This is a genomic window from Salinicola rhizosphaerae, assembly GCF_014652715.1.
Taxonomy (GTDB): Bacteria; Pseudomonadota; Gammaproteobacteria; order Pseudomonadales; family Halomonadaceae; genus Salinicola; species Salinicola rhizosphaerae.
Map to the genome: position 1 here is coordinate 287,784 of NZ_BMZI01000005.1, position 26,174 is coordinate 313,957.

23 protein-coding genes are annotated in these 26,174 nt (G+C 63.5%); 6 read left to right on the forward strand and 17 right to left on the reverse strand.

Annotated features, from left to right (window positions below):
- Window positions 1–106: 106 nt before the first annotated feature.
- The 4 genes from IE125_RS12765 to IE125_RS12780 form a co-directional block, all read right to left on the reverse strand.
- Window positions 107–2,506 (reverse strand): Tex family protein, encoded by a 2,400-nt coding sequence (locus IE125_RS12765; protein WP_189445058.1) that lies wholly within the window; start codon window positions 2,504–2,506, stop codon window positions 107–109.
- Between the two features lie 157 nt (window positions 2,507–2,663).
- On the reverse strand, window positions 2,664–4,247 hold the full coding sequence (locus tag IE125_RS12770; RefSeq protein ID WP_229809093.1) for a phosphoenolpyruvate carboxykinase: 1,584 nt from the start codon (window positions 4,245–4,247) through the stop codon (window positions 2,664–2,666).
- A gap of 251 nt (window positions 4,248–4,498) precedes the next feature.
- Window positions 4,499–5,371: an Hsp33 family molecular chaperone HslO gene (gene hslO, locus IE125_RS12775; RefSeq protein ID WP_189445059.1), complete on the reverse strand. Its 873-nt coding sequence runs from the start codon at window positions 5,369–5,371 to the stop codon at window positions 4,499–4,501.
- Window positions 5,372–5,525: 154 nt separating this feature from the next.
- Complete coding sequence (locus tag IE125_RS12780; RefSeq protein ID WP_189445060.1) at window positions 5,526–5,918, reverse strand: RNA-binding S4 domain-containing protein; 393 nt, start codon at window positions 5,916–5,918, stop codon at window positions 5,526–5,528.
- Window positions 5,919–6,063: 145 nt separating this feature from the next.
- On the opposite strand from IE125_RS12780, the gene nudE reads away from it, so the two are divergent.
- Complete coding sequence (gene nudE, locus IE125_RS12785) at window positions 6,064–6,648, forward strand: ADP compounds hydrolase NudE (RefSeq protein WP_189445061.1); 585 nt, start codon at window positions 6,064–6,066, stop codon at window positions 6,646–6,648.
- Window positions 6,649–6,844: 196 nt separating this feature from the next.
- Here nudE and IE125_RS12790 read toward each other — a convergent pair whose 3' ends face one another.
- Together IE125_RS12790 and IE125_RS12795 are read right to left on the reverse strand one after the other, a co-directional pair.
- Window positions 6,845–7,216 (reverse strand): hypothetical protein, encoded by a 372-nt coding sequence (locus IE125_RS12790; protein WP_189445062.1) that lies wholly within the window; start codon window positions 7,214–7,216, stop codon window positions 6,845–6,847.
- 245 nt (window positions 7,217–7,461) lie between these two features.
- Window positions 7,462–8,400, reverse strand: coding sequence for a LysR family transcriptional regulator (locus tag IE125_RS12795; RefSeq protein ID WP_189445063.1), 939 nt, complete (start codon window positions 8,398–8,400; stop codon window positions 7,462–7,464).
- A 187-nt stretch (window positions 8,401–8,587) separates the two neighbouring features.
- Between IE125_RS12795 and IE125_RS12800 the strand changes: the two genes are divergently transcribed.
- Together IE125_RS12800 and IE125_RS12805 are read left to right on the forward strand one after the other, a co-directional pair.
- Window positions 8,588–10,165, forward strand: coding sequence for a UxaA family hydrolase (locus IE125_RS12800; RefSeq protein ID WP_189445064.1), 1,578 nt, complete (start codon window positions 8,588–8,590; stop codon window positions 10,163–10,165).
- Between the two features lie 81 nt (window positions 10,166–10,246).
- Complete coding sequence (locus IE125_RS12805) at window positions 10,247–11,290, forward strand: 2-keto-3-deoxygluconate permease (RefSeq protein WP_189445065.1); 1,044 nt, start codon at window positions 10,247–10,249, stop codon at window positions 11,288–11,290.
- Between the two features lie 247 nt (window positions 11,291–11,537).
- Here IE125_RS12805 and IE125_RS12810 read toward each other — a convergent pair whose 3' ends face one another.
- Both IE125_RS12810 and IE125_RS12815 read right to left on the reverse strand, forming a co-directional pair.
- Window positions 11,538–12,584, reverse strand: a complete 1,047-nt coding sequence (locus tag IE125_RS12810) for an oxidoreductase (protein ID WP_189445066.1) — start codon at window positions 12,582–12,584, stop codon at window positions 11,538–11,540.
- Between the two features lie 195 nt (window positions 12,585–12,779).
- A complete protein-coding gene (locus tag IE125_RS12815) occupies window positions 12,780–14,036 on the reverse strand; it encodes an acyltransferase family protein (protein WP_189445067.1) in 1,257 nt (418 codons plus the stop codon).
- A 498-nt stretch (window positions 14,037–14,534) separates the two neighbouring features.
- Between IE125_RS12815 and IE125_RS12820 the strand changes: the two genes are divergently transcribed.
- The 3 genes from IE125_RS12820 to IE125_RS12830 all read left to right on the forward strand — a co-directional run bounded on the left by IE125_RS12820 (window position 14,535) and on the right by IE125_RS12830 (window position 17,200).
- The gene (locus tag IE125_RS12820) at window positions 14,535–15,302 is read left to right on the forward strand and encodes an SDR family NAD(P)-dependent oxidoreductase (RefSeq protein WP_189445068.1); all 768 of its coding nucleotides are present in this window, start codon (window positions 14,535–14,537) and stop codon (window positions 15,300–15,302) included.
- Between the two features lie 270 nt (window positions 15,303–15,572).
- Complete coding sequence (locus IE125_RS12825) at window positions 15,573–16,478, forward strand: DMT family transporter (protein ID WP_189445069.1); 906 nt, start codon at window positions 15,573–15,575, stop codon at window positions 16,476–16,478.
- Between the two features lie 62 nt (window positions 16,479–16,540).
- On the forward strand, window positions 16,541–17,200 hold the full coding sequence (locus IE125_RS12830) for an epoxyqueuosine reductase QueH (RefSeq protein WP_189445070.1): 660 nt from the start codon (window positions 16,541–16,543) through the stop codon (window positions 17,198–17,200).
- A gap of 41 nt (window positions 17,201–17,241) precedes the next feature.
- Here the strand turns inward: IE125_RS12830 and IE125_RS12835 are convergent, their stop codons facing one another.
- From IE125_RS12835 to ribBA, 9 genes are all read right to left on the reverse strand, one after another.
- Window positions 17,242–17,859 (reverse strand): LysE family translocator, encoded by a 618-nt coding sequence (locus IE125_RS12835; RefSeq protein WP_189445071.1) that lies wholly within the window; start codon window positions 17,857–17,859, stop codon window positions 17,242–17,244.
- 179 nt (window positions 17,860–18,038) lie between these two features.
- Window positions 18,039–18,242: a hypothetical protein gene (locus IE125_RS12840; RefSeq protein ID WP_189445072.1), complete on the reverse strand. Its 204-nt coding sequence runs from the start codon at window positions 18,240–18,242 to the stop codon at window positions 18,039–18,041.
- Between the two features lie 75 nt (window positions 18,243–18,317).
- Window positions 18,318–20,774 carry an endopeptidase La gene (lon, locus tag IE125_RS12845; protein ID WP_189445073.1) on the reverse strand — a complete coding sequence of 819 codons (2,457 nt, stop codon included), beginning with the start codon at window positions 20,772–20,774 and terminating at the stop codon, window positions 18,318–18,320.
- Between the two features lie 185 nt (window positions 20,775–20,959).
- Window positions 20,960–22,273: a DUF945 family protein gene (locus IE125_RS12850; RefSeq protein WP_189445074.1), complete on the reverse strand. Its 1,314-nt coding sequence runs from the start codon at window positions 22,271–22,273 to the stop codon at window positions 20,960–20,962.
- A 107-nt stretch (window positions 22,274–22,380) separates the two neighbouring features.
- Window positions 22,381–22,854 (reverse strand): phosphatidylglycerophosphatase A family protein, encoded by a 474-nt coding sequence (locus IE125_RS12855; protein WP_189445075.1) that lies wholly within the window; start codon window positions 22,852–22,854, stop codon window positions 22,381–22,383.
- On the reverse strand, window positions 22,851–23,822 hold the full coding sequence (gene thiL / locus IE125_RS12860) for a thiamine-phosphate kinase (RefSeq protein WP_189445076.1): 972 nt from the start codon (window positions 23,820–23,822) through the stop codon (window positions 22,851–22,853). Before thiL ends, IE125_RS12855 begins: the two co-directional genes overlap by 4 nt.
- Window position 23,823: 1 nt before the next feature.
- Complete coding sequence (nusB, locus tag IE125_RS12865; protein ID WP_189445077.1) at window positions 23,824–24,324, reverse strand: transcription antitermination factor NusB; 501 nt, start codon at window positions 24,322–24,324, stop codon at window positions 23,824–23,826.
- Complete coding sequence (gene ribH, locus IE125_RS12870; RefSeq protein WP_189445078.1) at window positions 24,321–24,803, reverse strand: 6,7-dimethyl-8-ribityllumazine synthase; 483 nt, start codon at window positions 24,801–24,803, stop codon at window positions 24,321–24,323. The genes nusB and ribH overlap by 4 nt, the downstream gene beginning before the upstream one ends.
- Window positions 24,804–25,002: 199 nt before the next feature.
- Window positions 25,003–26,136 carry a bifunctional 3,4-dihydroxy-2-butanone-4-phosphate synthase/GTP cyclohydrolase II gene (ribBA, locus tag IE125_RS12875; protein WP_189445079.1) on the reverse strand — a complete coding sequence of 378 codons (1,134 nt, stop codon included), beginning with the start codon at window positions 26,134–26,136 and terminating at the stop codon, window positions 25,003–25,005.
- Window positions 26,137–26,174 lie beyond the last annotated feature (38 nt).

The following is a 26,174-nucleotide window of genomic DNA, read 5'->3' on the forward strand; positions in this document are numbered from 1 at the left end:
CTGGGGTCCGTTGCGGCGAGTGAACACGTCATCGACCAGTTCACCCGTCTCGGGTCAGCTTCCATTATGGTGCCGGCGCTAGCGCTTTCAAGGCTAACGATCGGCGTCAGCGACGTCGCTGCGCCTTGCGCAACGCCTCGGCCATCGCCCCGCCAGGCTGAGCGCTGCCCTGCCCTGCCTGACGTCCGCCGGATCCCCGGCGCGAACCACCCTCGCGACGCGGGTCGCTGCGACCATGGCCGCCGCGTTCGGCTTTCTCGCCGGGTGCGTCGTTCAGGCGCATCGACAGGCCGATACGCTGACGCGGCACATCCACCTCCATCACCTTGACCTTGACGATATCCCCGGCCTTGACCACCTGACGCGGGTCCTCGACGAACTTGTCGGCCAGCGCCGAGATATGCACCAGTCCATCCTGATGCACACCGATGTCGACGAAAGCGCCAAAGTGGGTCACGTTGGTGACGACACCTTCCAGCAGCATGCCCGGCTCGAGATCGGCGATCTTCTCGACACCCTCACGGAACTCGGCGGCCTTGAACTCCGGGCGCGGGTCGCGTCCCGGTTTGTCGAGCTCACCGATGATATCGATCACCGTCGGCACGCCAAAGGTATCGTCGACATAGTCGGACGGCTTCAGCGACTTGAGATAGCGACTATCACCGATCAGCCCCTTCAGCTCACGGCCGTTGCGCTCGGCGATACGCGCGACGAGCGGATACGCTTCGGGATGCACGGCGCTGGCGTCGAGCGGATTATGGCCCGCCATGATGCGCAGAAAGCCGGCGCACTGCTCGAAGGTCTTGGGCCCGAGTCGCTCGACATCGAGAAGATCCTGACGCGTCTGGAACGGCCCCTCGCGGTCGCGACGGGCGACGATGTTCTCCGCCAGCATGGCACTCAGGCCGGAAACGCGAGACAGCAGCGCGCTGGACGCCGTGTTGAGATCGACCCCGACCGCGTTGACGCAGTCCTCGATCACGGTTTCCAGGCTGCGCGACAGGCGCAGCTGCGAGACATCATGCTGATACTGACCCACGCCGATCGATTTAGGATCGATCTTGACCAGCTCGGCCAACGGGTCCTGAAGACGGCGGGCGATCGAGACCGCCCCGCGAATCGACACGTCGAGATCCGGGAATTCCCTGGCCGCGAGTTCGGAAGCGGAGTAGACGGACGCGCCGGCCTCGCTGACCATCACCTTGGAGAGCTGGCGCGGCGACAGGCGCTTGATCAGCTCGGCGGCGAGCTTGTCGGTCTCGCGACTGGCGGTGCCATTGCCGACGGCGACCAGCGTGACCGAGTGACGTTCGACCAGCTTGGCAAGCGTCGCCAGTGACTCGTCCCAGCGGTTCTGCGGCGCGTGCGGGTAGATCACCGCGTGCTCCAGAAAACGCCCGGTCGCATCCACCACGGCAACCTTGCAACCGGTGCGCAGCCCCGGATCGAGCCCCAGCGTGGCGCGCGGCCCTGCCGGAGCCGCCAGCAGCAGGTCCTTGAGATTGGCGGCGAACACGTCGATGGCTTCCTGCTCGGCACGTTCGCGTAGGCGGCCCATCAGCTCGGTCTCGATATGGGTGTAGAGCTTGACTCGCCAGGTCCAGCGCACCACCTCTTTCAACCAGCGAGACGCCGGTGCCTCGAGCGCCAGATCGATACCCACATGTCGCGCGATCGCCACCTCCGCCGGGTGAATGGGGGCATCGTCCTCTCCCGCCATGATCAGCCCCAACGACAGCGCACCCTCGTTACGACCGCGAAACATCGCCAATGCTCGGTGGGAGGGCACTTTCGCCAGCGTCTCGTCATGCTCGAAGTAGTCGGCGAACTTGGCGCCCTCGTTCTCCTTGCCTGTGACCACGCGAGCACGCAGCTGGCCCTCTTCCCACAGCCGTTCGCGCAGTCGCCCGACGAGCTCCGCCTCTTCGCTGAAGCGCTCCATCAGAATCTGCTTGGCACCATCCAGCGCCGCCTTGGCGTCCTGAATGCCCTTGTCGCCATCGACGAACGCCGCTGCTTCTGTCTCGGGCGCCAAGCTCGGATCGGTAAGCAGGCGGTCCGCAAGCGGCTCCAGCCCGGCTTCTCGGGCGATCTGCGCTTTGGTCCGGCGCTTCTTGCGGTAAGGCAGGTACAGATCCTCGAGGCGCTGCTTGGTCGTTGCCGCCAGCAGCGCCTGGCGCAGGTCATCGGTCATCTGCCCCTGCTCGTCGATCGCCTGGACGATCGCGTCCCGGCGCTCCTCCATCTCGCGCAGGTAGCGAAGACGTTCCTCGAGCGTGCGCAGTTGACCATCGTCGAGGCCGCCGGTCACCTCCTTACGATAACGGGCGATGAAGGGAACCGTGGCACCGCCATCCAGCAGCGTCACGGTGGCACTGACCTGATTCGCGCGCACACCGAGTTCCTCGGCGATACGCGCGATGATCGCAGCCCCGATATCGGCGCCGGCGCCGCGGGAGCTGGATGCGTTGGAAAGAGAAGCGTCGTACTGGGAAGCGTTGGACATGAAGCACATCACGATGGCAAAGATCGCGACACGTTAGCACAGAGCCCGCCGCGACTCACACGCCCCGATGGCGTTGGCCTATCGGCCGTCGAGCGGCTCTCGGAAACGACATGGGGACGGCCGAAGCCGTCCCCATGATCCAGTCGGGCCGGCCGCGTCAGACGCGCTGCGGGCCGGCTGCCACGATCGCCGCGTCGACACCGTCGAACTTGGTGAAGTTATCGGTGAACTTGGCGATGAGGTCGTTCATCTGCTCGCGGAACGCAGCCTGATCGCTCCAGGCATCGCGAGGATCGAGCAGGTGGCTGTCGACGCCTTCCACGGCAGTCGGCACCTCGAGGTTGAGACCCTCGATATGCCGGGTCTCGACACCCTTGAGCTCGCCTTCCTGGATCGCGCGGATGATCGCTCGCGTCGTCGGGATGCTGAACCGGCTGCCGCCCTGCCCGTAGGCGCCACCACTCCAGCCGGTATTGACCAGATAGACGCGGGACTCGAACGCCTCGACGCGCTTGATCAGCAGCTCGGCGTACTCATGGGCCGGGCGCGGGAAGAATGGCGCTCCGAAACAGGTGGAGAACGTCGCCTCGAGGCTACTGGTCGAGCCCATCTCGGTCGAACCGACCTTCGCCGTGTAGCCGGAGAGGAAGTGATAGGCTGCCGCCTCCTTGGAGAGCAGCGATACCGGCGGCAGTACACCGCTCATGTCGCAGGTCAGGAAGATGATGGCGCTCGGCTCGCCGGCGCGATTCTCTTCGACCCGCTTCTCGACGAACTCGAGCGGATAACCGGCACGCCCGTTCTGGGTCAGGCTGTCGTCGGTATAGTCCGGCACCCGTCCTTCGCCCAGCACCACGTTCTCGAGCACCGTACCGAAGCGGATCGCATCCCAGATGATCGGCTCGTTCTTGCGCGAAAGGTCGATCGTCTTGGCGTAGCAGCCGCCCTCGAAGTTGAACACGGTGCCCTCGCCCCAGCCATGTTCGTCATCGCCGATCAGGTAGCGCTCGGGATCGGCAGAGAGCGTGGTCTTGCCGGTACCGGAGAGGCCGAAGAAGAGCGTGGTCTCGCCATCTTCACCGACGTTCGCACTGCAGTGCATCGGCAGCACGTCCTTCTCCGGCAGCAGGAAGTTCTGCACCGAGAACATCGCCTTCTTCATCTCGCCGGCGTAGCGCATGCCGGCCAGCAGCACCTTGCGACGCGCGAAATTGATCATCACGGTGCCTTCCGAGCGCGTGCCGTCGCGCTGCGGCTCGCAGACGAACCCCGGCGCGTTGAGTACCGTCCACTCGCTCTTGTCCTTGGCGTTGTAGCTCTCCGGACGCACGAACAGGTTTCGCCCATAGAGCGCATGCCAGGCATATTCGGTCACGGTGCGAATCGGCAGGTAGTACTCGGGGTCGGCGCCGACGTGCAGCTCGCAGACGTAGGTTTCACCACTCGCCAGATAGTCCTCCACCCGCTCCCAAAGCGCATCGAAGACGTCGGGGCTGATCGGGCGGTTGACCTGCCCCCATTCGATCAGATCGGAGGTCGACGGCTCTTCGACGATGAAGCGGTCGAGCGTGGAGCGCCCGGTACGCTCGCCGGTCTCCACAACCAGTGCGCCATGGTCGGCCAGCACGCCTTCTCCTCTGGCGAGGGCATATTCGACCAGTTCGGCCGCGGTCAAATTGGTGTGCGTCTTGCCGGCTTGGGCACTGCGGGCAGCCGTCGTCATGGCTTGCGAGGTGGTCATCATCCAGTCCTGGGCTCTATGGCCGCTTTTCCGTGTCATGTCGAGAAACACTGCATCGGCGCTATCAGTGAATCCCTCACAGCGTTGCACTCCCGCCTCGCCGACGAACCGTTCTTGCGGGAGCGGCAGCCTCGACACCCGGCGGGTCAAAAAGGTAGGCCATTATGGCAAAAACGGCCCGGCGCGCAAACGCCGGGCCGTGACCGTCAATTGACCTTTGATCGAAGACTTAATGCGTGGCGGCACCATCCTCAATGCAGCGTTGGTGATGGCGCCTCGGGCGAATCGATGATCGCCTCCACCTCCGCCGCCGTGAAGTGATAGCGGGTATGACAAAAATGGCACTGCGTATCGATGGCCTGCTGCTCGTCGAGCACGCTGCGAAGATCGTCGGCGCCCAGCGTATGCAGCGCGTTGGCGAAGCGCTCCCGCGAGCAGGTGCAGCCGAATTCGAGCGCCTTCGGCGTAAAGACCCGCGTCGTCTCCTCATGGAAGAGCCGATAAAGCACATCCTGTGCCGGCAGCGTCAGAAGCTCTTCATCGCGCACGGTCGTGGCCAGATGGACGACTCGGTCCCACGCATCGGGATCCTTGTTGGACGCATCGTCAGGTAGCTGCTGCAGCAAAAGCCCTGCGCTACGCGAACCATCGGCGCTCAGCCAGAGACGTGTCGCCAGCTGTTCGGATTGCTCGAAGTAGGCCTCGAGACAGCCCGCCAGGTCATCACGATCCAGCGCCACGATGCCCTGATAGCGGTTGCCCTCGGCGGGATCGAGCGTGATCACGATATGGCCATCGCCAACCAGCTGACGCAGCGTGGCGTTGTCGGCAAAGAGCTGTGCTTCGTCGAACCGCGCGATGGCACGCAGCTGCCCGCCGGGGTTGGACTCCGCCATCAGCACGTCGACGCCCTGCTTGCCGCGGACCTCGAGGCTGACCGTGCCGTCGATCTTGACGGTCTCGGTCAGCAACGCCACGGCGCTCAACAGCTCACCGAGCTGGTGGCGAATGGCCGCCGGATAGTCGTGGCGCGCGAGCACCTCTGTGTAGGCGGCTTCCAGCTGAACGATCTCGCCGCGAACGTTGGTGTCATCGAACAGGAAACGCTGAATCTCGTCATTCATGAGCTACATCTCGTCAACCTGGCTGGCGGGAGCGCCACGCCGACAGCACAGGAAAATATTGGGAACCATGGGGCGGGAGTGCCGCCGGCAACGCTGCCGAAACTCGCTATGGGCAGCGAATACGTGTATGGACAGCGAATGCGTGGCAAACCGCTCAGTCGTCGTTGGGCTGACGCTGGAAGCGCTGAATGTCTCGGCGCTGACGTTTGTCCGGTCGCTTGATTGGCGGCTGCATCATCTGGTTGGCCGCCTTGCGCTGCTGTGCCTCGCGTTCACGACGCTCGCGGCTCTCCGCTGTCTCGGCGTAGAGCCGCTGGGCCTCTGACGCGCCTCGACGCTGCGCGGAGAGCTCGACGACCTCGACAGTCAGGGTATCCCAACCCTGGGGAAGCTCGATCATGGCGCCGACTTCGACATTCTTGCTGGTCTTGACCCGACTGCCATCGTAGCGAACCTTGCCGCCCTCGATCGCCTTCTTGGCAAGCTGGCGCGTCTTGAAGAAGCGCGCGGCCCACAGCCATTTGTCGATTCGAACCGTATCGCTCATATGCACATTCACCTCGACCGCTTTCAATGGGGGCGCCAGGCCACCCCTTCAAGGCGCGACAGGCACTCGCAGTAACGTCTTCTGTCGCCGCTGCGCCGAGTTGCGTATTGTACGAAGAGCAACCCGCTCGATGCACGGAGGCCGCATGGCGTCATCAGAGATTTCCCCGACCAAACCCAGCATTCTCCGGCGACGCGACCTGGCGAGCAGCCGGCTCTTCGCGATCGAGGAACTCGAGCTGCGCTTCGCCAATGGCGCAGAGCGCACGTTCGAACGACTCAAGGGCAAGGGTAGCGGCGCCGTGATGCTGGTCGCGATGCCGGACCCGGATCATGTGCTATTGATCCGCGAGTACGCTGCCGGGTTCGACGAGTATGCGCTGACGCTGCCCAAGGGTCTGGTCGACCCGGGTGAAGATATCATCACCGCCGCCAACCGCGAGCTGATGGAAGAGTGCGGCTACGGCGCCAACCGCATCGAACCGCTGGTCGAGCTGTCGCTGGCCCCGAATTACATGAATCACCGGATGCACGTGCTGCTGGCAAGCGATCTTTACGAAAAACGTCTGGACGGCGACGAGCCGGAACCGCTGCTGGTCGAATCGCACCCGATCGAGGACATCACCGGCCTTCTGGCGCGAGAGGACTTCCACGAGGCACGCGCGATCGCGGCGCTCTATATTGCCCGGGACAAACTGCGCAGCGAGCGCGAATCGGAAAGCTGGTGGTAGGTGAACATCGCGGCCAGCGGTGAGCGTTTTTCCCTGACGCAGGTGCTAGCCGAGAATACAGAACTTACCGGATAACGCAGTTTCTATCCGGCATACAAAAATGCCCCGCAAGCAGCGGGGCAGAACCTATCGACGAGATGCCGTTAACTGACGTTTGGTAAACGACATCTGTCTATCGCGAGCGAATCGGACGAACTCAGGACTCGGGGTCGACGTCCTGAGCGGAGTCGACACCGTGGTTGCCTTCCATCGAATCACCGTGAATCTTGCCTTGGGCGGCAGACTTGTCCTGTGCTGTGGGACCGGCGGCTTTCAGGCTGCCCGGCTGCGTGTTCGCGGAGCCGGTCTGGCCGTTGTTCTCGTCCGGGAGGTTATTTTCGGATGGCAGAGAGCCGGAACCGCCTTCTGCGGCCGTGGCGCCTTGCGCATCGTAAGGTGACGAACCGCCAGACTGGGTGTTGGCAGACCCGCTTTCCGGGCTGACCGCGGGCGCCTGGTCCTGGGCGAAGGCGGCAGCCGTCGGTAGCGCGAGCATGGCGGCAAAGATGGCAGCGTTGAGCTTTTTCATGTGAATCCTCCTTAATTCCAATGATGCTCGTCGAGAACCCAAGGTTCATCCGCGGCATGCCCAAATGGATTCAGGGCGATGTCACGATGGCAACGCCATGTTGCCGGGACGACGAGCCGTGGCTCAGCGTTCGCCTAAAACATAGTCGCCAAACGATTTTCTCGCAAACGCCCCGCTTCATGGCCGGTTCGTCGTCGTCATCCAGCTTTGCCTATCCCCTTGGCTCCGTGTCCAACTGCACCCACTCAATGATCCTGCAGCGGTTCCTCCAGCGCCCCCGCGTAGTGCGCGATGAAGCGACGGGCGGAGGGAGAGAGCTCACGGTCACGCCGCCAGAGCAGTTCGAAAGGCGGATTCTGCGTGTGCAGACGGTAGTCGATCTTCGCTATCTGGCCTCGAGCCACGGGGTTCTCGGCGACACGCTCGGGCAGCAGCGCCAGCACGCCCCGATCCTGCTCGAGCATCGCCAGAATGGCGTAGGTCGATGAGATCTCGATGGCGCGAAATGGCAGCGCCACGCCGGTCGCCACGAACTCCTGCTCCAGCATTCTCGGCATGCTGACGGGGTAGACGATCCAGGTCTCGCCGGCCAGCGCTTCGAATTCGGGGGCGACCGCACCGGTCAGCGAATGCTCGGGATGAGAGACGACCCACAAAGGCTCCGGAAAACTGCCGCGACAGTGGTACTCATCAGGTCGACGACCGAAGCGCGAACGGCAGAGCGCAATGTCGACACGCCCCTGATCGAGCAGCCGCAGCAGGCCCTCGCTGGTGTCCTCCACGATCTGCAGCGACAGCGACGGCTGCTCGGCACGCACCTTGACGCTGACATCGACGATGGCCGCAATCGCGCCCATCGTCCCGCCAACGGCAAGGTGGCCGCCAAATCCCTGCTGCAAACCGATCATCTCTTCGCGCAGATGTGCCAGGTCGTTCTGGATCAGACGCGCATAGCGCACCACGCACCGCCCGAGATCGTTGACCTCCAGCCCACGAGCACTGCGCGAGAAGAGCGCCGCGTCGAACATCGATTCGATTTCGCCGAGCGCCCGGGTCGCCCCCGGTTGCGAAATCGCGACCTGCTCGGCCGCCTTGTGGATCGAACCGCACTCCTCCAACGCCAGCAGCAGGCGCAACTGGCGCAACTTGAGTCTCGACATCAGCGTGTCCAGCGTCGGCGTCATGGGGCGCTCCCGTTTGCGACCTTGGATGAATGCAGAAAGGTTATCGCCACATCAGCAACTCTCAGTATCCAAGCAGTTCCCGAGCAGACTACATTGCCTCGTCAAGCTTATAAATTGCTGATTAAAAACAATTTTTAAAACAAACGTCGTATAGACCAAAGTCCAAATGCTTGCTCGGGAGACACCCATGACACGCATCGCGCTGGCCACCGAGGCCCCTGACTCGGTGATTCGCCTTCACCCCTCGGACGATGTCGTCATCGCCAGGATGCCACTACCTGCCGGCACCGAAGTGCTGCCGGGAGTCGTTCTCGCCACGGCCGTTCCAGCGGCCCACAAGATCGCGGTACGCGCGTTGGCTGCCAACGACAAGGTCCGTCGCTACGGCCAGGTCATCGGCCGCGCTAGCCAACCCATCACCGCCGGCGATCACGTCCATGTCCACAACCTGAATATCGGCGATCTGGAAGGCGCCGCGCATGAGCAGACCCTCGCCGACGGCTATGCCATCGGCAGCGAAGTACAGCCGGTCCAGCCGGTGGCGGAGCCGGCAACCTTCATGGGTATTCCGCGCGCGGACGGCCGCGTTGCCACGCGCAACTACATCGGCATTCTGACGTCGGTGAACTGCTCCGCTACCGTCGCACATGCGATTGCCGACCACTTTCGGCGCGACGTTCACCCAGAGGCCATGGCGCCCTACCCGAATGTCGACGGTGTGGTGGCGCTGACTCACGGCGTCGGCTGCGCCGTTGCCGCCGACGGCGAAGCGCTCGAGATGCTGCGGCGCACGCTGGCCGGCTATGCCCGGCACGTCAACTTCGCGGCCGTTCTGGTGATCGGCCTGGGCTGCGAGACCAACCAGATCGACGCCATGATCGAATCCCAGGGGCTCGAGGTCGGTCCGAAGCTCCACCCCTTCACCATTCAGCAGATCGGTGGCACGACCAAGGCGATCGCCGAGGGGATCGTCCGTATCAAGACGCTGCTGAAAGAAGCCAACGACGTCGAGCGTGTCCCCTGCCGTGCCGAGCACCTGCGAGTCGCACTGCAGTGCGGTGGCTCCGACGGTTATTCAGGCATTACCGCCAACCCGGCACTCGGCGCCGCAGTCGATCGTCTCGTGGCTCACGGCGGCAGCGCGATCCTCGCCGAGACACCGGAAATCTACGGCGCCGAGCACCTTCTCACGCGCCGAGCGGTGAGTCCCGCGGTCGCCGAGAAGCTTATCGAACGCATCCACTGGTGGGAGGAGTTCTGCCGCGTGCGCGGCGCCTCACTCGACAACAACCCCTCGGCGGGCAACAAGGCCGGCGGATTGACCACCATCCTGGAGAAGTCGCTCGGCGCGGTCGCCAAGGCCGGAACGACACCGCTCGTCGAGGTGCTCGAATACGCCGAACCGATGCGAGCGAAAGGGCTCGCGTTCATGGACTCCCCCGGCTTCGACCCGGTATCGGTCACCGGACAGGTCGCCAGCGGCTGCAACCTGATCGCCTTCACCACGGGCCGCGGCAGCGCCTTCGGCTGCGCGCCGGTGCCCTCGATGAAGCTCGCCACCAACAGCGCGCTGTGGCGACACCAGAACGACGACATGGATATCAACTGCGGCGCGCTGGTGGACGGCGAGACCGACCTCGACAAGCTCGGTGAGGCGATCTTCCAGCGCCTGCTGTCACTCGCCTCCGGCGAGAAGAGCAAAAGCGAGCGCCACGGCTACGGCCAGCAGGAGTTCGTACCCTGGCAGATCGGCGTCATTACCTGAGCCCACCCACCGAACGACATTCTCGACCGTGCCACTTGAACTCGCGCGGCCTACCCGTCCGACAGACATGGAGAACAGCACATGTCGACTCCCGCCTCTCGCGTACCGATCTACGATACGCTCAATCGCATCCCCGGCGGCCTGATGATCGTGCCCCTGATTCTCGGCTCGATCGTCGGCACGCTGGCGCCGGCTGCGCTGGATATCGGCAGCTTCACCACCGCGCTGTTCAAGGAGGGCGCGATGGCATTCATGGGGCTGGTGATCTTCGCGACCGGCATGCAGATCACGCCGCGCAACGCCGGCCCCATCGTCGGGACTGCCAGTGTCATTCTGCTGATGAAGAGTGTGGTTCCCGGCGTGCTGATCGCGCTGCTCGGTCTGCTCACAGGCATGCACGGCCTGTTCGGCATCTCGATCCTGGCGATGCTCGCGGCCATGGATAACAGCAATGGCGGCATCTGGCTGGCGTTTACCGGGCGCTACGGTGACCAACGCGACCGCGGTGCCTACATCGCCAGCGCGATCAACGACGGCCCCTTCTTCACGCTGATTCTGATCGGCGCTTCTGGCCTCGCCGATATCCCGCTCGAAGTCTTCCTGGCGGCAATCGTTCCGCTGCTGCTGGGCATTCTCGTCGGCAACCTGGATCCCAAATGGACCGAGGTTCTGCGCCCGGTGCCCGAGATGGTCATTCCGTTTTTCTCGTTCGGCCTAGGCACCGGCATCAACCTGACCGACGTACTGAGCGGCGGGATCAGCGGATTGGCGCTGGGCCTCGTCGTCGCCCCAGTGACGGGCGGATTGGTCTATCTAGGCTATCGTTTCTTGCTCAAGCGCGGTCCCCGAAGCGGTATCGGGTTCGCCGCCGGCACGACTGCCGGCAACTCGATCGCGACACCGGCCATCGCGGCGGCAGCCGACCCCTCGCTGCAATCGTACGTTGGTGTTGCCACGACTCAGGTCGCCGCCTGCGTGCTGGTATCGGCACTGATGGCACCCGCCATCGCCTCCTGGCTACTGAAGCGCAACGGCGAGCTGCGCTCACCCGACGGTAGTATCGAGCCCGAAATTTCCTCAGACCGAATGCGTTCGCCGGTTCGACCGCAGACGGTCATGAAGTGAAGGTAATTACGGCTTGGCAGGACGCGACGCCAAGAGACTTGAGTCTTCGTATGACTGACCAGCTACACAGTCTGTGACCACTGCAACAGGAAAAATGCCGGCGATCGTTGCCGGCATTCCTTTTGTCGAGTCATCGATCCGGGTTTTGAGTCATCACTCCATGTTATGAGTCAGAGCCCCGAGCATCCATGACCGCCTCCTTGAGAATGCCATCCAGGCGCGTGACGGTGCCCTTTGCTGGCAAACCTCAGAGCTCGACGGCGGTCCCGGTTGTCGCGCTGCGGGCGCCGGCTTCGAGCAGCTTCATCACCTGAAGCGCCTCGTCGGCGGTAACCGGCAGCGGCGCGCGGCCAAGAATGGCATCGCGGACGCCGCTGTAGAAGGCCGGGTAGTCGCCCGGCAGCGTGGGCACTTCGTGAAGTTCGGGCTGGCTGCCCTCGCGCACCTGGCCGATGGTCAGCATGCCGTGACGCCAGTCCTCGCCCCAGTGCGGTGCCGGCTGGCGATCGCCGCGCTTGAGCAGATCTTCCTGTGGATCGAGCCCGTGCTTGAGATAGCTCGCACGCGTGCCGTGAACGGTGAATCGTGCACTTGGCGCGGAGACCAGCGTGCCGCCATGAAGAATGACGCGCTTGTCCGCGTAGCGCAGCACGGCATGAAAATAGTCATCGACCAGCGCACCATCACGCTGATTGGCCAGGTCTAGCCAGATCGATTGCGGTCGGCCGAACAGCACCAGCGCCTGATCGACCAGATGCGCGCCGAGATCGAACCAGGCGCCGGCTCCCGGCGCGGGCTCTTCTCGCCAGCGCTGGGCGACCTGAGGGCGGAAGCGATCGAAATGCGACTCGAAGTGGACGACGTCACCGAGCGAGCGACTGTCGATGAGGTTACGCACGGTCAGGAAATCGGCGTCCCACCGCCGGTTGTGGAACACCGACAGCAGACGCTGGCTCTTCTCGGCCTGAGCGCAGAGCTGCTCGGCCTGGGCAACGGTCACGGTAAAAGGCTTGTCGATGACGACATGTTTGCCGGCTGCGAGCGCCTGACTGGCCAGCTCAAAGTGCGTCGCGTTAGGGGTGGGAATGACGACCAGATCGATATCGTCACGTGCGAACAGCGCTTCCGGCGTCGCCTCTACCGGTACGTCCGGCAGATCGGCGCGCACCTTGGCGGCATCACGACTGGCGACCGCAACGAGCGAAAGCCCTTCCTGGGCCGTGATTAGCGGCGCGTGGAATCGTTTGCTGGCCATTCCGTAGCCAACCAATCCCACACCTATGGCTCCCTTCATGCAGATTCCTTAGCGCTGAGTTCCCGATCGGAATCGACCGACGGTATCCCGTATCGATTCGGCTGTCGCTATAGGATATCGCAACTTGCACGCCAATGAGTTAACTCGCGCTGTCCCGACGCTACATACCGCCAGCCCGAATCGCGCTGGAGGTGCGTAACCTGCGACCGTAACGGCGCTGACGGAACGGGCGAATCAGGCTTCGGCGGTTGTCAGCCGTCCCTGTAGCTGCCCACTGCTAGGTAGCCGCGCCTCCAGCCAGCGCCTTGTCGGTGCCACCACGAAGCGCTGCATCAACAGCGCCAGCGCAACGATTGCCGCGAGGTGAAACGCCATCGTCCAGAGCGGGAGCGCGAATTTCAGCGCCGCATTGCCGCCACTCATGACGGCACCCTGATCCCAGCTCGACAGCGCCGCTCGGGTCAGTCGTGCGAAAGGTCCGATCAACGGCGTGTGTATCGCGAAGATGCACAGGGCCGCCTCGCCAAGGCGCTGCGCCCAATCCCGCACGCGCTGTCGCGAGGGCGCCGCGAAAGCCGTAGCGCCGAGCAGCACCAGCGCCTGGAACGGCAGCAGCAGTCCATTGTGAGTGAGATAGTAAAGGTGCAGCCCATCGAGCCGCAGCAGCCAGGCGCCCACCGGAATCCCGCAGAGCCCCAGCGCGAGCAGTGGATAACGCAGGCGCCGGAATGTCTCGCTGACGGCCGGCGACTGCAGGGCGCGATAAAGCAGAATGCCGGCAACGAATTCTGGCAGACGAAACAGCGGGTTACGATGCAGCATGCCCACCGTGATGTAGTCGAAGGAGCCCATCAGGGTCGCGATCAGCGGGCCCAGCGCATAGAGGCCCCAGACAGCGAGCAGGGCCAATCCCCAGCGCTGAACCCGCATCAGTCTCGGCGCGAGCCAGGGAAAGCAGGCATAGAAGAACAGCAGCGCCGAAATCGACCAGGAGGCGCCATTGAGCCAGAGAAAACGTGGCTCCCAGGCTTGCAGCAGCGAGAGCTGCAGACCGATATGCGCCAGCGCACTGGGCCAGGAGAGACGTTCCTTGAAGACGGCGCGCGCCTCGTCGCTCAGCGGCAGATAGGGATGGGTGTTGAAGTAGACATGCACACCCTCCGGATTGATTGGATACTGGATCAGCAGCATGCCGAGCGAGAGCAGCAGCGTGATGACGTGAATCGGGTAGAGGTTGCACAACCGCTTGGCGATGAAAATCGGGCCACGCGTTTTCATCTCGCCGGCGTGGTCGAGCGCCACGTGAGCGAGCAGAAATCCGGAAAGCATGAAAAACGTGCTGGTGGCAAAAAAGCCCATGCCGATGAGACTGCGAAGCGCGCCAGGCATATCGCCATAAAGGCCGCCGAAGTGGTAAGCGACCATCCACAGCGCCATCAGAAAGCGCAGCCATTCAAGGCCGTAGTATCGTCGTTTTTGCAGGGTGGCCATCGCGCTACCTCCTTCCTCGCCGAACGTCACCGCTCGGCATCATGACTGCAAGATCGTCTCGCGAGGCGAGACTCGCGGGCTGCACCACCCGCTGCCAGGTAATGGAGAGCTCGTCGGTCAGTAATCGGGCGCTGGAGCAGAAGGGTTTGGCTACTGCCATGACAAGGCGGTTCGCGTCATGGCAGACGAGGGTCGGCTCGCATGATGGAGGCGAGCACGGTATCGCCGCAAAGTGTAACCAAACAGAAACGGAAAGGTAGACCGGTTTCAGGTAATCACCGGGTTTTACACAAATTGCGAAGCGTTGTCGGCGGACGCCGACAACGACCGATCGCCCGCACGCGCCAGGATCGTCTAGGCTGACAAAGCGACGCCGTCACAGCGAGCCCGCCATCGACCGAGAGCGGTCTTAAGAAGCGGCACCCACTCTTGAAATATCGCCCCATCACGACGAGGGCATCCATACCTCTTTCACGCACATTGTCGACAGGAGTCACCATGAGTCAGCCCTCTCCCGTAGCCTTCATCACCGGTGCCACCTCCGGATTCGGGCGCGCCACCGCCAAGCGATTCGCCGATGCCGGCTGGGCGCTCGTGCTGACGGGCCGTCGTCAAGAGCGTCTGGCGGATGTCGAGCGCGAACTCGGCGGGATCGTTCCCGTACACACCGCACCGCTGGACGTGCGCGATCGAGCGCAGGTAGAAGCGGTCGTCGCGGCGCTTCCATCGACGTTTCAATCCGTGAAGGTCCTGGTCAACAATGCCGGGCTGGCGCTGGGGGCCGGTCCGGCGCAGGAAGCCAGCCTCGACGACTGGCAGACCGTGGTCGACACCAATGTCACGGGGCTGCTAAACGTGACCCGCACGCTGCTGCCAACATTGATCGAAGTCGGTCGCGGCGCGGCCATCATCAATCTGAGCTCCACCGCCGCGCTATGGCCTTACCCGGGCAGCCACGTCTATGGCGCGTCCAAGGCCTTCGTCAACCAGTTCTCCTATAACCTGCGCTGCGACCTGAAGGGCACCGGCGTGCGGGTCACCGATATCGCACCCGGCATGGCGGAGACCGAGTTCACGCTGGTACGCATGAAAGGCGACCAGAAGGCCCACGACAACCTTTATGGTGGCGTCGAACCCATTCAGCCGGAAGATGTGGCGGAGCAGATCTTCCATGCCGCCACGCTTCCGCCCCACCTCAATATCAACCGTCTCGAAATCATGCCGGTATGCCAGTCCTGGGCCGGCCTGAGCATCGAGCGGGACTGATCAGCCTCTCCTGGACCCGCGCGTCGCGATTGGCGAAACGCGGGACCGTCAATCACAGTCGAGAGGTGTCGGCTCCGCGGTGGCAAGTCGACTCGATCGCGGGCAAACTCGACCCGGCCGGCCAACGCCTTCACAACAACAACCCCCGGCGACTCTCGATTCTCCTCGAGCGGTCAAAGCGCGCTCTCGCCATGGCGCTATCGTTTAATAACGACATGAGCGCTTGATAACGACACGACGACGTCATAACGACACAACAACGGATTTTTCATGTCACACCCTCAGTCCGCCGTCGAGGAAGCGCCTCGTAAACCTCTGTGGCTAGCAACGGCACCCGCACTGTTTCTGCTGCTGTGGTCACTAGGCTTTCCGATCGCCAAGATCGGTACCCAGCAGGCGGATCCGCTGCTGTTTCTGGGCCTGCGATTCATCCTGGTACTGGCGCTGATGGTGCCCGTATGGCTCTGGATACGGCCGGCCATGCCGACGCGGCCCGCCGACTGGGGCCATCAGGCCGTCGTCGGTTTTCTGATTCAGACGGTCTACTTCGGCTGCTGCTACAGCGCCTTTGCGCTTGGCAGCTCCGCCGGCGTCGTAGCGCTGATCGTCTCGCTGCAGCCGATCCTGGTCGCACTGGCCGCGCCGGCGATGGTTGGAGAAACCATCGGTCTCAGGCGCTGGCTCGGATTCGGACTGGGATTCCTGGGCGCCATCATCGTGATTCTGGGCCGCGCCGGCATCGAGGGCGTGACGCCGCTGGGTCTCGCGCTTGCCGTCGCCGGCCTGATCGGCATGAGTGGCGCCACACTGTACGAGAAGCGATACGGCAACCAGCTTCACCCCGTCAGCGCCAACGTGATCCAGTACGTGACCGGTCTGATCACGACGCTTCCTCTGATCGCTCTGTTCGGCCACTTCTCGCTCGCCTGGAGTCCCGCGCTCGGGATCTCGCTTGCCTATCTGGTGATCGGCAATTCGTTGATCGCCATCACCCTGCTGCTGGCAATGATCCGACGAGGGGAAGCCTCGCGCGTGTCGGCGCTGTTCTACCTGGTACCGCCCTGTGCAGCGCTGTTCTCCTGGTGGCTGATCGATGAACCAATGCCCCCGATCGCCTGGCTCGGCATGGCCGTGGCCGCCGCCGGCGTCGCGTTGGTCAGCCGCTCCCGGCGTTGACCTCGTCGCGGGCGAGTCGCACCATGCGGGGCTGACCCAGACTCGCCCAACCGGATACGATCATGACGACCGCCGCAGAACGCGATTCGCTGACGCTACCCCGAGGACATGACAAGCTTCTGCTCCACTCCTGCTGCGCGCCCTGCTCGGGCGAGGTGATGGAAGCTCTTCACGTCTCGGGAATCGACTACGCGATCTTCTTCTACAACCCCAATATTCATCCCAAGAAAGAGTATCTGCTGCGCAAGGAGGAGAATGTCCGCTTCGCCGAGCAGCACGGCATCGAATTCATCGACGCCGACTACGACACCGACAACTGGTTCGCGCGGGCCAAGGGGATGGAGTACGAGCCCGAACGCGGCGTGCGCTGCACCATGTGCTTCGACATGCGATTCGAGCGCACGGCACTCTACGCTCACGAACACGGCTACTCCCTGATCTCGAGCTCGCTGGGAATCTCGCGTTGGAAGAACATGGCGCAGATCAACGACTGCGGCCACCGCGCGGCGGCACCCTACGACGGCATGGCCTACTGGGACTACAACTGGCGCAAGAAAGGCGGCTCCCAGCGGATGATCGAGATCAGCAAGCGAGAGCGCTTCTATCAGCAGGAGTACTGCGGCTGCGTCTACTCACTGCGTGACAGCAATCTGCACCGCAAGGCGCAGGGGCGCGACTTGATCCAGATCGGGGTCCAGTACTACGGCGACGAGGGAGAGTGAAAATACCGCCAGTCGCTCAGCCTGACGACGATGGCAGCGTTTCAGCCCTTGGCGGCTAACCAGGCACCGGCGCCGATCATCAGCGAGCCCGCACCGCGATTGAGCCCGCGCTGCGCGCCGGGGGAACGAAACAGCCTGCGGGCGCGGGAGGCACTGGTCGCGATCAGGCTTAGTCCAGCGAGCAGCGCGATCACGGCAAGCGCAACGAGTAGCGAAAGCGAGCTCGCACTCAGTTGGCCGAGATCGATAAAGGTCGGCAGGAAAGCGATGTAGAAGAGAATGACCTTGGGATTGGAGGCAGAGATCAGAAAACCCTGCAGCACGCCCTGCCATACACTCCCGATCTCGCTGGACGAACTCGCGTCGTCCAGTGCGACCGGAGCTCGCCAAAGCTTCCAGCCGAGGTAGAACAGATAGATCGCGCCGGCAACCCGGATCACGCCGAAGACCTCACCCCAGTGCTGCGCGAGCGCCGCCAGTCCAAAGCTCGCCAGAATCAGGTAGACCACGTCGCTGACCGTCATTCCGACGACCATCGGCAGGCAGCCACGAAAGCCCTGACTCATGCCTCGCGCCAGGAGCGCGAACACGCCCGGTCCCGGGGTGATGGCAAAGACGAAGATCGCCAGCGCAAAGGTGACGGCACTTTCGAAACTCATGACAACTCTCGAGCAATTGAGCAGTGAGCCGCGATTGTCCGGCTACGGGGTTGGCAGCGCAACTCTCGTTTCGCAACTCAGGCCTTGGCCACTTCGAAACGAGCGCGGCGCGCTGGCCTGTCATGTGGAAAAGACAGAAACCAGCGCGCCGCATCGATCGGCGAAACCCGACAGATCGCTCAGCAATTGCCCTTCTTGGCTTGGCCCGGCGGGCAAAAATCACCGTTGCCGTGGCTGTGGTCCCCATCACCGATAATGACCGCCGGCTCCGGATCGATACGCGCCGGCGTGTAGCTGCAGGCACTCAGTACCACCGTCGCGAGCAACAATCCGCTCGTCATCAGGTAGCGTCTCGAACGCGTTATCGTGGCTTTTCCTGACATCTCTTGCTCCTCATCGATTTCGTCGATCGTCGCGCCGACTCTGCCTAACCCTACCACGACGACAATGAAGATTGCTTAACGCCCGAAGACCACCTTGGCCACATCCTGATAGACCTTGGCGAAATGCACGGTCATCCCCGCCTTCAGATAATCCGGCAGCTCGTCGTAGTCGCGCTTGTTGGCATCCGGCAGGATCAGCTCGAAGATCTCGCTGCGCCGGGCGGCGATCACCTTCTCGCGGATCCCGCCCACCGGCAGCACCTGGCCAGTCAGCGTCAGTTCGCCCGTCATTGCCAGCGGACGATCGATGCTCCGGTTCTTGGCCAGCGACATCAGCGCCGTCGTCATGGTCACGCCGGCGGAGGGGCCATCCTTGGGCGTTGCGCCTTCCGGCACATGGAGGTGAATGAATGCCTCGTTGAAGAAATCGGCATCGGCACCATACTCCCCGAGATGGCCCAACGTATAGCTGTAAGCGATGTTGGCCGACTCCTGCATTACCTCGCCCAGCTTGCCGGTGAGCTTGAAGCCGCGCGTCAGCGCATGCACTTTGGTCGCCTCGATCGGCAGCGTGGCACCGCCCATCGCGGTCCACGCCAGCCCTGTCACCACGCCCACGCCCTTGAGCACCTTCTCCTTACGGAACAGCGGGGCACCGAGAAACTCCTCGAGATTGTTGACCGAGACCTTGACCGTCTCCTGCTCGCTCTCCAGCAGTTTGACCGCCGCTTTGCGCACGATCCGGTGGAGCTGCTTCTCGAGCTGGCGCACGCCGGCTTCACGCGCGTAACCCTCGATCACCTGCTTGAGCGCCGCGTCGGTCAGATTGATGCGCTTTTTCGGGATGTTGTCGCGCTTGAGCAGCTTCGGCCATAGATGATGCTTGGCGATCGCGACCTTCTCTTCGGCGATGTAACCGGAAAGTCGAATCTGCTCCATGCGGTCAAGCAGTGGCCCGGGGATCGTGTCGAGCTGGTTGGCAGTGCAGACGAACAGAACCTTGGAAAGATCCATGCGCACATCGAGATAGTGGTCGAGAAAGTCGACGTTCTGCTCGGGGTCGAGCACCTCGAGCAGCGCGGACGCCGGGTCGCCCTGGAACGACTGCCCCATCTTGTCGATCTCGTCGAGCATGATCACCGGATTCTCGACCTCGACCTCCTTCATGGCCTGGACCAGCTTGCCCGGCATCGCACCGATGTAGGTACGGCGATGTCCCTTGATCTCGGCCTCGTCACGCATGCCGCCGACGGAGAAGCGATAGAACTTGCGTCCCAGCGCCTCCGCGATCGAGCGGCCGACCGAGGTCTTGCCGACGCCGGGCGGGCCGACGAGCAGCACGATCGAGCCGCCGACATCGCCCTTGAACGAACCTTCGGCGAGAAACTCGATGATGCGCTCCTTCACATCGGCCAAGCCGTCATGGTCCCGGTCGAGTACTCCCCGGGCGCGCTGAAGGTCGAGCTGGTCTTCGGAGGTGATGCCCCACGGCAGCGACGTCAACCAGTCAAGATAATTGCGCGTGGTGCCGTACTCCGGCGAGCCGGTCTCGAGTACCGACAGCTTGTTCAGCTCGTCATCGATGCGCTCCTGGACCCGCTCGGGCACCTGAAGCGCTTCGAGACGACCACGAAAGCTATCGACATCGCTTTCGCGGTCATCCTTGGAGATGCCGAGCTCTTTCTGGATCACCTTCAGCTGCTCGCGCAGGAAGAACTCGCGCTGATGCTGCTGCATCTGCGAGTTGACCTGTTCCTGAATCTGATTCTGCAGCTGGGCGACTTCGATCTCCTTGCGCAGCAGCGGCAGTACGCGCTGCATCCGATCCATGATCGGCAGCGTCTCTAGCACCTGCTGAAGCTCGCGCCCCTTGGCCGAGGTGATCGCTGCGGCGAAGTCGGTCAGCGGGCCGGGTTCGTGTGGGCTGAAGCGGTTGAGATAGCTCTTGAGCTCCTCGCCATAAAGCGGGTTGATCGGCAGCAGTTCCTTGATGCCATTGATCAGCGACATGGCATAGGCGCGGGCTTCTTCCGCTTCCGCGTCAACCGGCTCTCGGGGATAGGAGACCTCGACCAGATACGGCGGCGTCTTGGAGAGCCAACGGTGAATTCGAAAGCGACGCGTGCCCTGGGCGATGAACTGAATCTGCTGCTCTTCGTTCTGCGCCCGATGGACTTTGACCACCGTACCGATCTCGGGAAAGCTGCCGGGGTTCAGCTCATCCATGCCGACCTCGCCGACAAAGGCGACCCCGACCATGTGGTGCGGTGTGTTGGAGACCCGCTGCATAGTCTCTTCCCAGCGATTACGCTGGATGATCAGCGGCTGGACCTGCGCCGGGAAAAACGGACGGTTATGAATGGGCAGAAGATAGATCCGCTCCGGCAGCGTATCGCCGGAAGGGACCACGGCGCCCGTCATCGAAGATTGCTGGCCTTGCCCGCCCTGATCGTCATGCTGCGAATCGAAGTGGGCTCCGCCGACGTCGTTGCCGACGACATCGTCGCCGGCACCCGAATTGTGATCGCTCATCATTCACCTTGAGTCGTTGGCCGATCCTGGCCGAATGATCAAGGAATGCGGGCGCGGAGCCGGGAGTTCAAGTCACGCATCGACGATTGTTCGCAGCGAAAGCATAAAGCCTCGGCTCGCCGCGGCCGAAGATCGCGAGACCGGTGACCCGCCAGCCATGGCACCGGCTTACTTGCCGGGCGCGGTTATGGCGATGCCGGCGGCAGCAGCGGCATCGGCTGGCCGTTGACCGTCAGCACACCATCGTCCAGACCGACCTGGAGCGGACCGTTGGCGAGAGGCAGACCCAACGCCAGCGCCAGCAACGGCGGCGCCCCCGTGAGTGTCAGCTGCCCTTGCATACGGCGAATCAGATCACGCGTGGTAGATACCCGGTCGAGCGCCTGAGGCCCCCAGGCCGGCAGCTGCTCGCCATCGAAGGCGAGCCTGCCCTTGCCGGTCATCTGCATGCCGAGCAGCGCGCTATCGGCCTGAAGTCGATCGAGCGATAGCTGTGGCGAACCGGCCAGAATATCGTGAATGGCAGGCTGCACCGGCGTCAGCGCCTGGGCCAGGGCGTTATCGTCCTCGGCATCCAGCGCCGACTGGATCGCGGGCCAGTGCGCATCGAGTCCGCTCGCCAGTGCCCGGTAGGCATCGCCATCGACGTGATCCAGCGTCATCGACATGCCGCCCTTCAAAAGGGTCTGATTCTGCAGCCGAGTTTCGCCCAGATCGGCATCGAAGTGGGCATCGAAGGCATCGGCATCGAGCTTGGCTCGGAGGGCGTAGCTTACGTCTTGCGTGACAACATCGGGGCTGCCATTCGGGGTGACGGTCGTGGTCGGCAAGGTCAGCGTCAGCGACTGTTCGAACGCCTGCTCGTCGCCCTGGAACTGCCCCTCGAGGCCAAGATTCTCGAGACGCACGTCGGCCTGATCGTCCGCCAGGTGTAGCATTGGCGAAGTGCCATTCAGCGTCAGGCTATCCTCGTGCTGCGTGATGTCGAGCGTCAAACCGCCGAAATCGACCTGGAGATCGCGGGCCGGGATCATCTCGCCATCGATTTCCGATGCCGGTACGCTCACCTGCTGGGAGATCGACGGCACCTCGACCTTGGCCTCGAGCTTCTGCTCGCGGGTCAGGAAGCGTCCGCTCCAGCGCAGGGATTGCTGGCTCTGCAGCAGATCGCCGAACAGCGTGTCATCGCCGACCTTGACCTGCCCTTCGCCCGCGAGCTTCGTCTCGAGCAGGCCATGATCCGCCTGATAGGGCATCTCGATGACCACGGGCTGGTCCGGCGGCGCATCACGGTAGGTCGCCATGATACGCCCGCTGGAGTGAAACCAGCCTGCATCGATCTGATCCCGCTTGACGTTCCAGGCGGGACTGGCATCCATTCGCGCCACCAGTTTACCGACCTCGTCATCGAAGCGCTGGCTGGAATACGCCTGCGCGCCCAGATACCCGGCACCAGCGACGACGATCACCACGACTCCCGCGACAACGGCCTTGCGCATGCTCCACTCCCTGGAATTGACTCTGATTCAGCGATATCTAAAGCTAGTGTTCCGCTCGTAGCTGTTGTCTATCGCGCCCCGAAACCGGCGCGGTCGTGGCTCGTAGCTCAATGCAGCCAGAACCACAGATGCATGACGGACCAGGCATAAACGGCCGCGAGTATATCGTCGAACATGATACCGATACCGCCGGCGACACGCCGATCGACCCAGCGGATCGGCCACGGCTTGATGATGTCGAACACGCGAAACACGACGAAGCCCCACAGCGCGGCCTCCCACGAGAACGGCACCGCGACCATCGTCAGCCAGTAGCCGACGAATTCGTCCCACACGATGCCGGAGTGATCGTGTACGCCGAGATCCCGCGAGGTCGTCTCGCAGAGCCAGATGCCGACGAGCGTCGCCACGCCCATCAGGCCGAAGTAGATCGTCAGCGGCAGGCCGGAAAGCAGCCAGTAGAACGGAATGGCAGCCAGCGTGCCGAAGGTGCCGGGAGCAAACGGTACCGCGCCGCTGCCGAGCCCGAAGGCGAGGAAATGCGTCGGTCGCCGCCAGACACTGGATGGGGCCCGGTTCATGAAGCGACCTCCGGAAAGTGATCCCATCCGTCATGCGCAAGATCGGTCGGCGAGAGACCGTGGATGCCGTCTCCCTCAACAACCCGACCCACGGCCGTCAGCGGCAGATGAAGCGCGGCCAGCCGACGCTGGGCCTCAGGCAGATCCGACTCGTTCAGTGTCAGCAGCAGCTCGTAGTCGTCTCCACCACCGAGCGCCAACCGACGGACCGTCTCGGTTTCGAGCGTTGCACGCAGCGGCGTCGCCAGCGGCAGCGACTCGATCTCCAGACGAGCAGCGACGCCGGAGGCCGTCATCAAGTGTCGAAGGTCGGCCACCAGACCGTCGGAGATGTCGATCGCCGCGTGGGCAAGCCCGCGCAGCGCCTCGCCGGCAGCCAGCCGGGGTTCCGGTCGCAGATAGGCAGCCAGCAACGGATGCGTCTCATCGCGCTCGCCCTGCTGCCAGCGCTCGAGACCGGCGGCCGCGCGCCCCGGATAACCGGTCACGGCGATCACGTCGCCCGGCTTCGCGCCGCTGCGCTTGAGCGCGCTACCGGCGGGAAGCTCGCCATGAACCGTCACGCTGACGGCGAGCTGGCCACGCGTGACGTCACCTCCGATCCAGGCACAGCCACTGCGTAACGCCAGCGTCTGAAAGCCCTCGGCAAATGCCTCGACCCAGTCTTCGTCGACGGCCGGCAGCGTCAGCGCCATGCAGCACCAACGCGCGCGCGCGCCCATGGCGGCGAGATCGCTCAAGGCGACCGCCAGCGCGCGATGGCCGATCGCCGCCGGTGGTGCATCGTGAGGGAAGTGAACGTCCGAGACCGACGTATCGACACTGATCGCGATCTGGTGGCCGGGCGTGGGCGTCAACACGGCGCAGTCATCGCCATTGCCGACGGCAACGTCGATACGCTCGCCACCGGTCGGACGCGACAGATAGCGAGCGATCAGCTCGAACTCACTCAATGCGGCACGGGTCATGTCAACGACGGCGCGCGGCGACCTCGGCTCCCCGCAGGCGCGAGGCGAGCTTGTCGAGGATGCCGTTGACGTATTTGTGACCGTCGGTGGCACCGAAGATCTTGGCCAGCTCGACGCCTTCGTTGATCGCGACCCGATAAGGTACTTCGGGGCGATGGCTCAGCTCGTAGGCTCCCAGACGCAGGATCGCCAGCTCGATGCGATCCAGGTCCTCCAGACGACGGTCAAGCAGTGGCGCAATGGTGCGATCGAGCTCGGCCTGATACCGGGCGGTGTTGTTCAGCAGGTCGTGAAACAGCGCCTGATCGGCGATCTGCATCACTTTGTGCCAGTTCTCGTGGTCTTCCAGGTCCTCGTCGGCGATCTGGGCACGGAACTCGGCTTCGACGGCGGTGATCGACTTGCCGGTCATCTGCCATTGATAGAGCCCCTGAACCGCGAGTTCGCGAGCCGCGCGCCGCGCTTCCTGAGCCGGTGTCGGCTGGCGTGAAGAGACGCTCATGCCTCACCTCCCAGGCGCTTGCACAGTGACACCATCTCCATCGCCGCCATGGCTGCCTCGGTGCCCTTGTTGCCCGCCTTGGTGCCGGCGCGCTCGACGGCCTGATCGATCGAGTTGACCGTCAGCACGCCGTTGGCGATCGGGGTATCGAATTCGAGCTGCAGCGAGCTGAGCGAGGAGTTGCAGTTGCCGGCAACGTACTCGAAATGCGGCGTTCCGCCACGGATGACCGCGCCCAGAGCGATCACCGCATCCGGCCGAGAGACCTGCAGCACGCGCTTGACCGCCAGCGGCAGCTCCCAGGCGCCGGGAACGTGAATCAGTTCGATGTTCTCCTCGCTGATGCCGTGACGCATCAGGCTATCGACCGCGCCCTCGACGAGACTGTCGACGACGTGGTGATTGAAACGGCCGACGACGATGGCGTAGCGCCCTTCGACGTCGGTGAACTGACCTTCCAGTTGAGCGATCGGTTGCATTGTCGGGTTCCGGAGTCACTGCGCCAGGTGAATGTCGCTTGAATCAAACTGCGCGCAAGATAAAACAGACTGGGTGAAGGACGCCAGCAGGCGTCTCGACGACACGAAGCCGGCCATCTTATCACGCCGCGCGGGACACGGGGTCAACCGCGGCAAATGCGCGCGGCGATGGGCCTCGAGCCGTGTGAAAACGGGGCTTTCAGGCGTCGCCACTGACCAGCTCTACTACCTCCAGGTCGAAGCCGGAAAGTGCCGAAAAACGCCATGGCGAGCTGAGCAGTCGCATCTTGCCGACGCCCAATTGGCGCAGGATCTGTGAGCCAGTACCGATCGAAAGGAAATTGCCCGCGCCATCGGAGGCACTCGAACGCGGCGCCGGGCGTCGCCCGAGAACGACGTCGAGCTGGCTCTTGAGATCCCCTTTCGGGGTCGTGTCGTCGAGCAGCACGAACACACCGGCCTCGGCGCGGGCGATCTCCTCGAGCGCGGTGTAGGCCGTCCAGTGACTGTCACCGCGGCAGAGCGTGAGAATGTCACCCAGAGCGTCGCCCCCGTGAACGCGAACCGTCGTTGGCTTGCTCCGCTCGGGGGTCCCCGTGACCAGCGCCAGATGATGCGTGTCCTGAATCCGATCATGAAACACGTGCAGCGTCATCTCGCCGAAGGCAGTCGTCACCTCGCTGCTTTCCACCGCGTCGACGGTGCGCTCGTTGAGCATGCGGTAGTGGATCAGGTCGGCGATGGTGCCGATCTTGATATCGTGCTCGGCGGCAAAGCGCTCGAGCTCCGGCCGGCGCGCCATGCTGCCGTCATCGTTCATGATCTCGCAGATCACCCCGGTGGCCTCGAAGCCGGCCATGGCGGCAAGATCGCACGCGGCTTCGGTGTGGCCGGCCCGGCGCAGGACCCCACCCGCCTCTGCCATCAGCGGAAAGATGTGGCCAGGCTGAACGATATCGGCGGGTCGCGCGTCGCGCGCGGCTGCAGCGCGCACGGTCAAGGCACGGTCGGCGGCGGAGATGCCGGTCGAGACACCTTTGGCCGCCTCGATGGAGACGGTGAACTTGGTACCGTATCCGGAGCCGTTGTCGCTGACCATCAGCGGCAGGTCGAGCTGCTCGCAGCGCTGGCGCGTCATTGGCTGGCAGATCAGGCCGCGAGCGTGGCGAGCCATGAAGTTGATGTGGCCAGCCTCGACGCATTCGGCCGCCACAATGATGTCGCCTTCGTTCTCGCGATCCTCGTCATCCATGAGGATGACCATCCTGCCCTGTCGAATCTCTTCAACCAGGGTCTCGATGCTGGCAAGCGTTGTCGGTTGCGCGGTCGTCATTGCAAATTCGTCCTGTGAGATGCGGCACAGCCTACCTG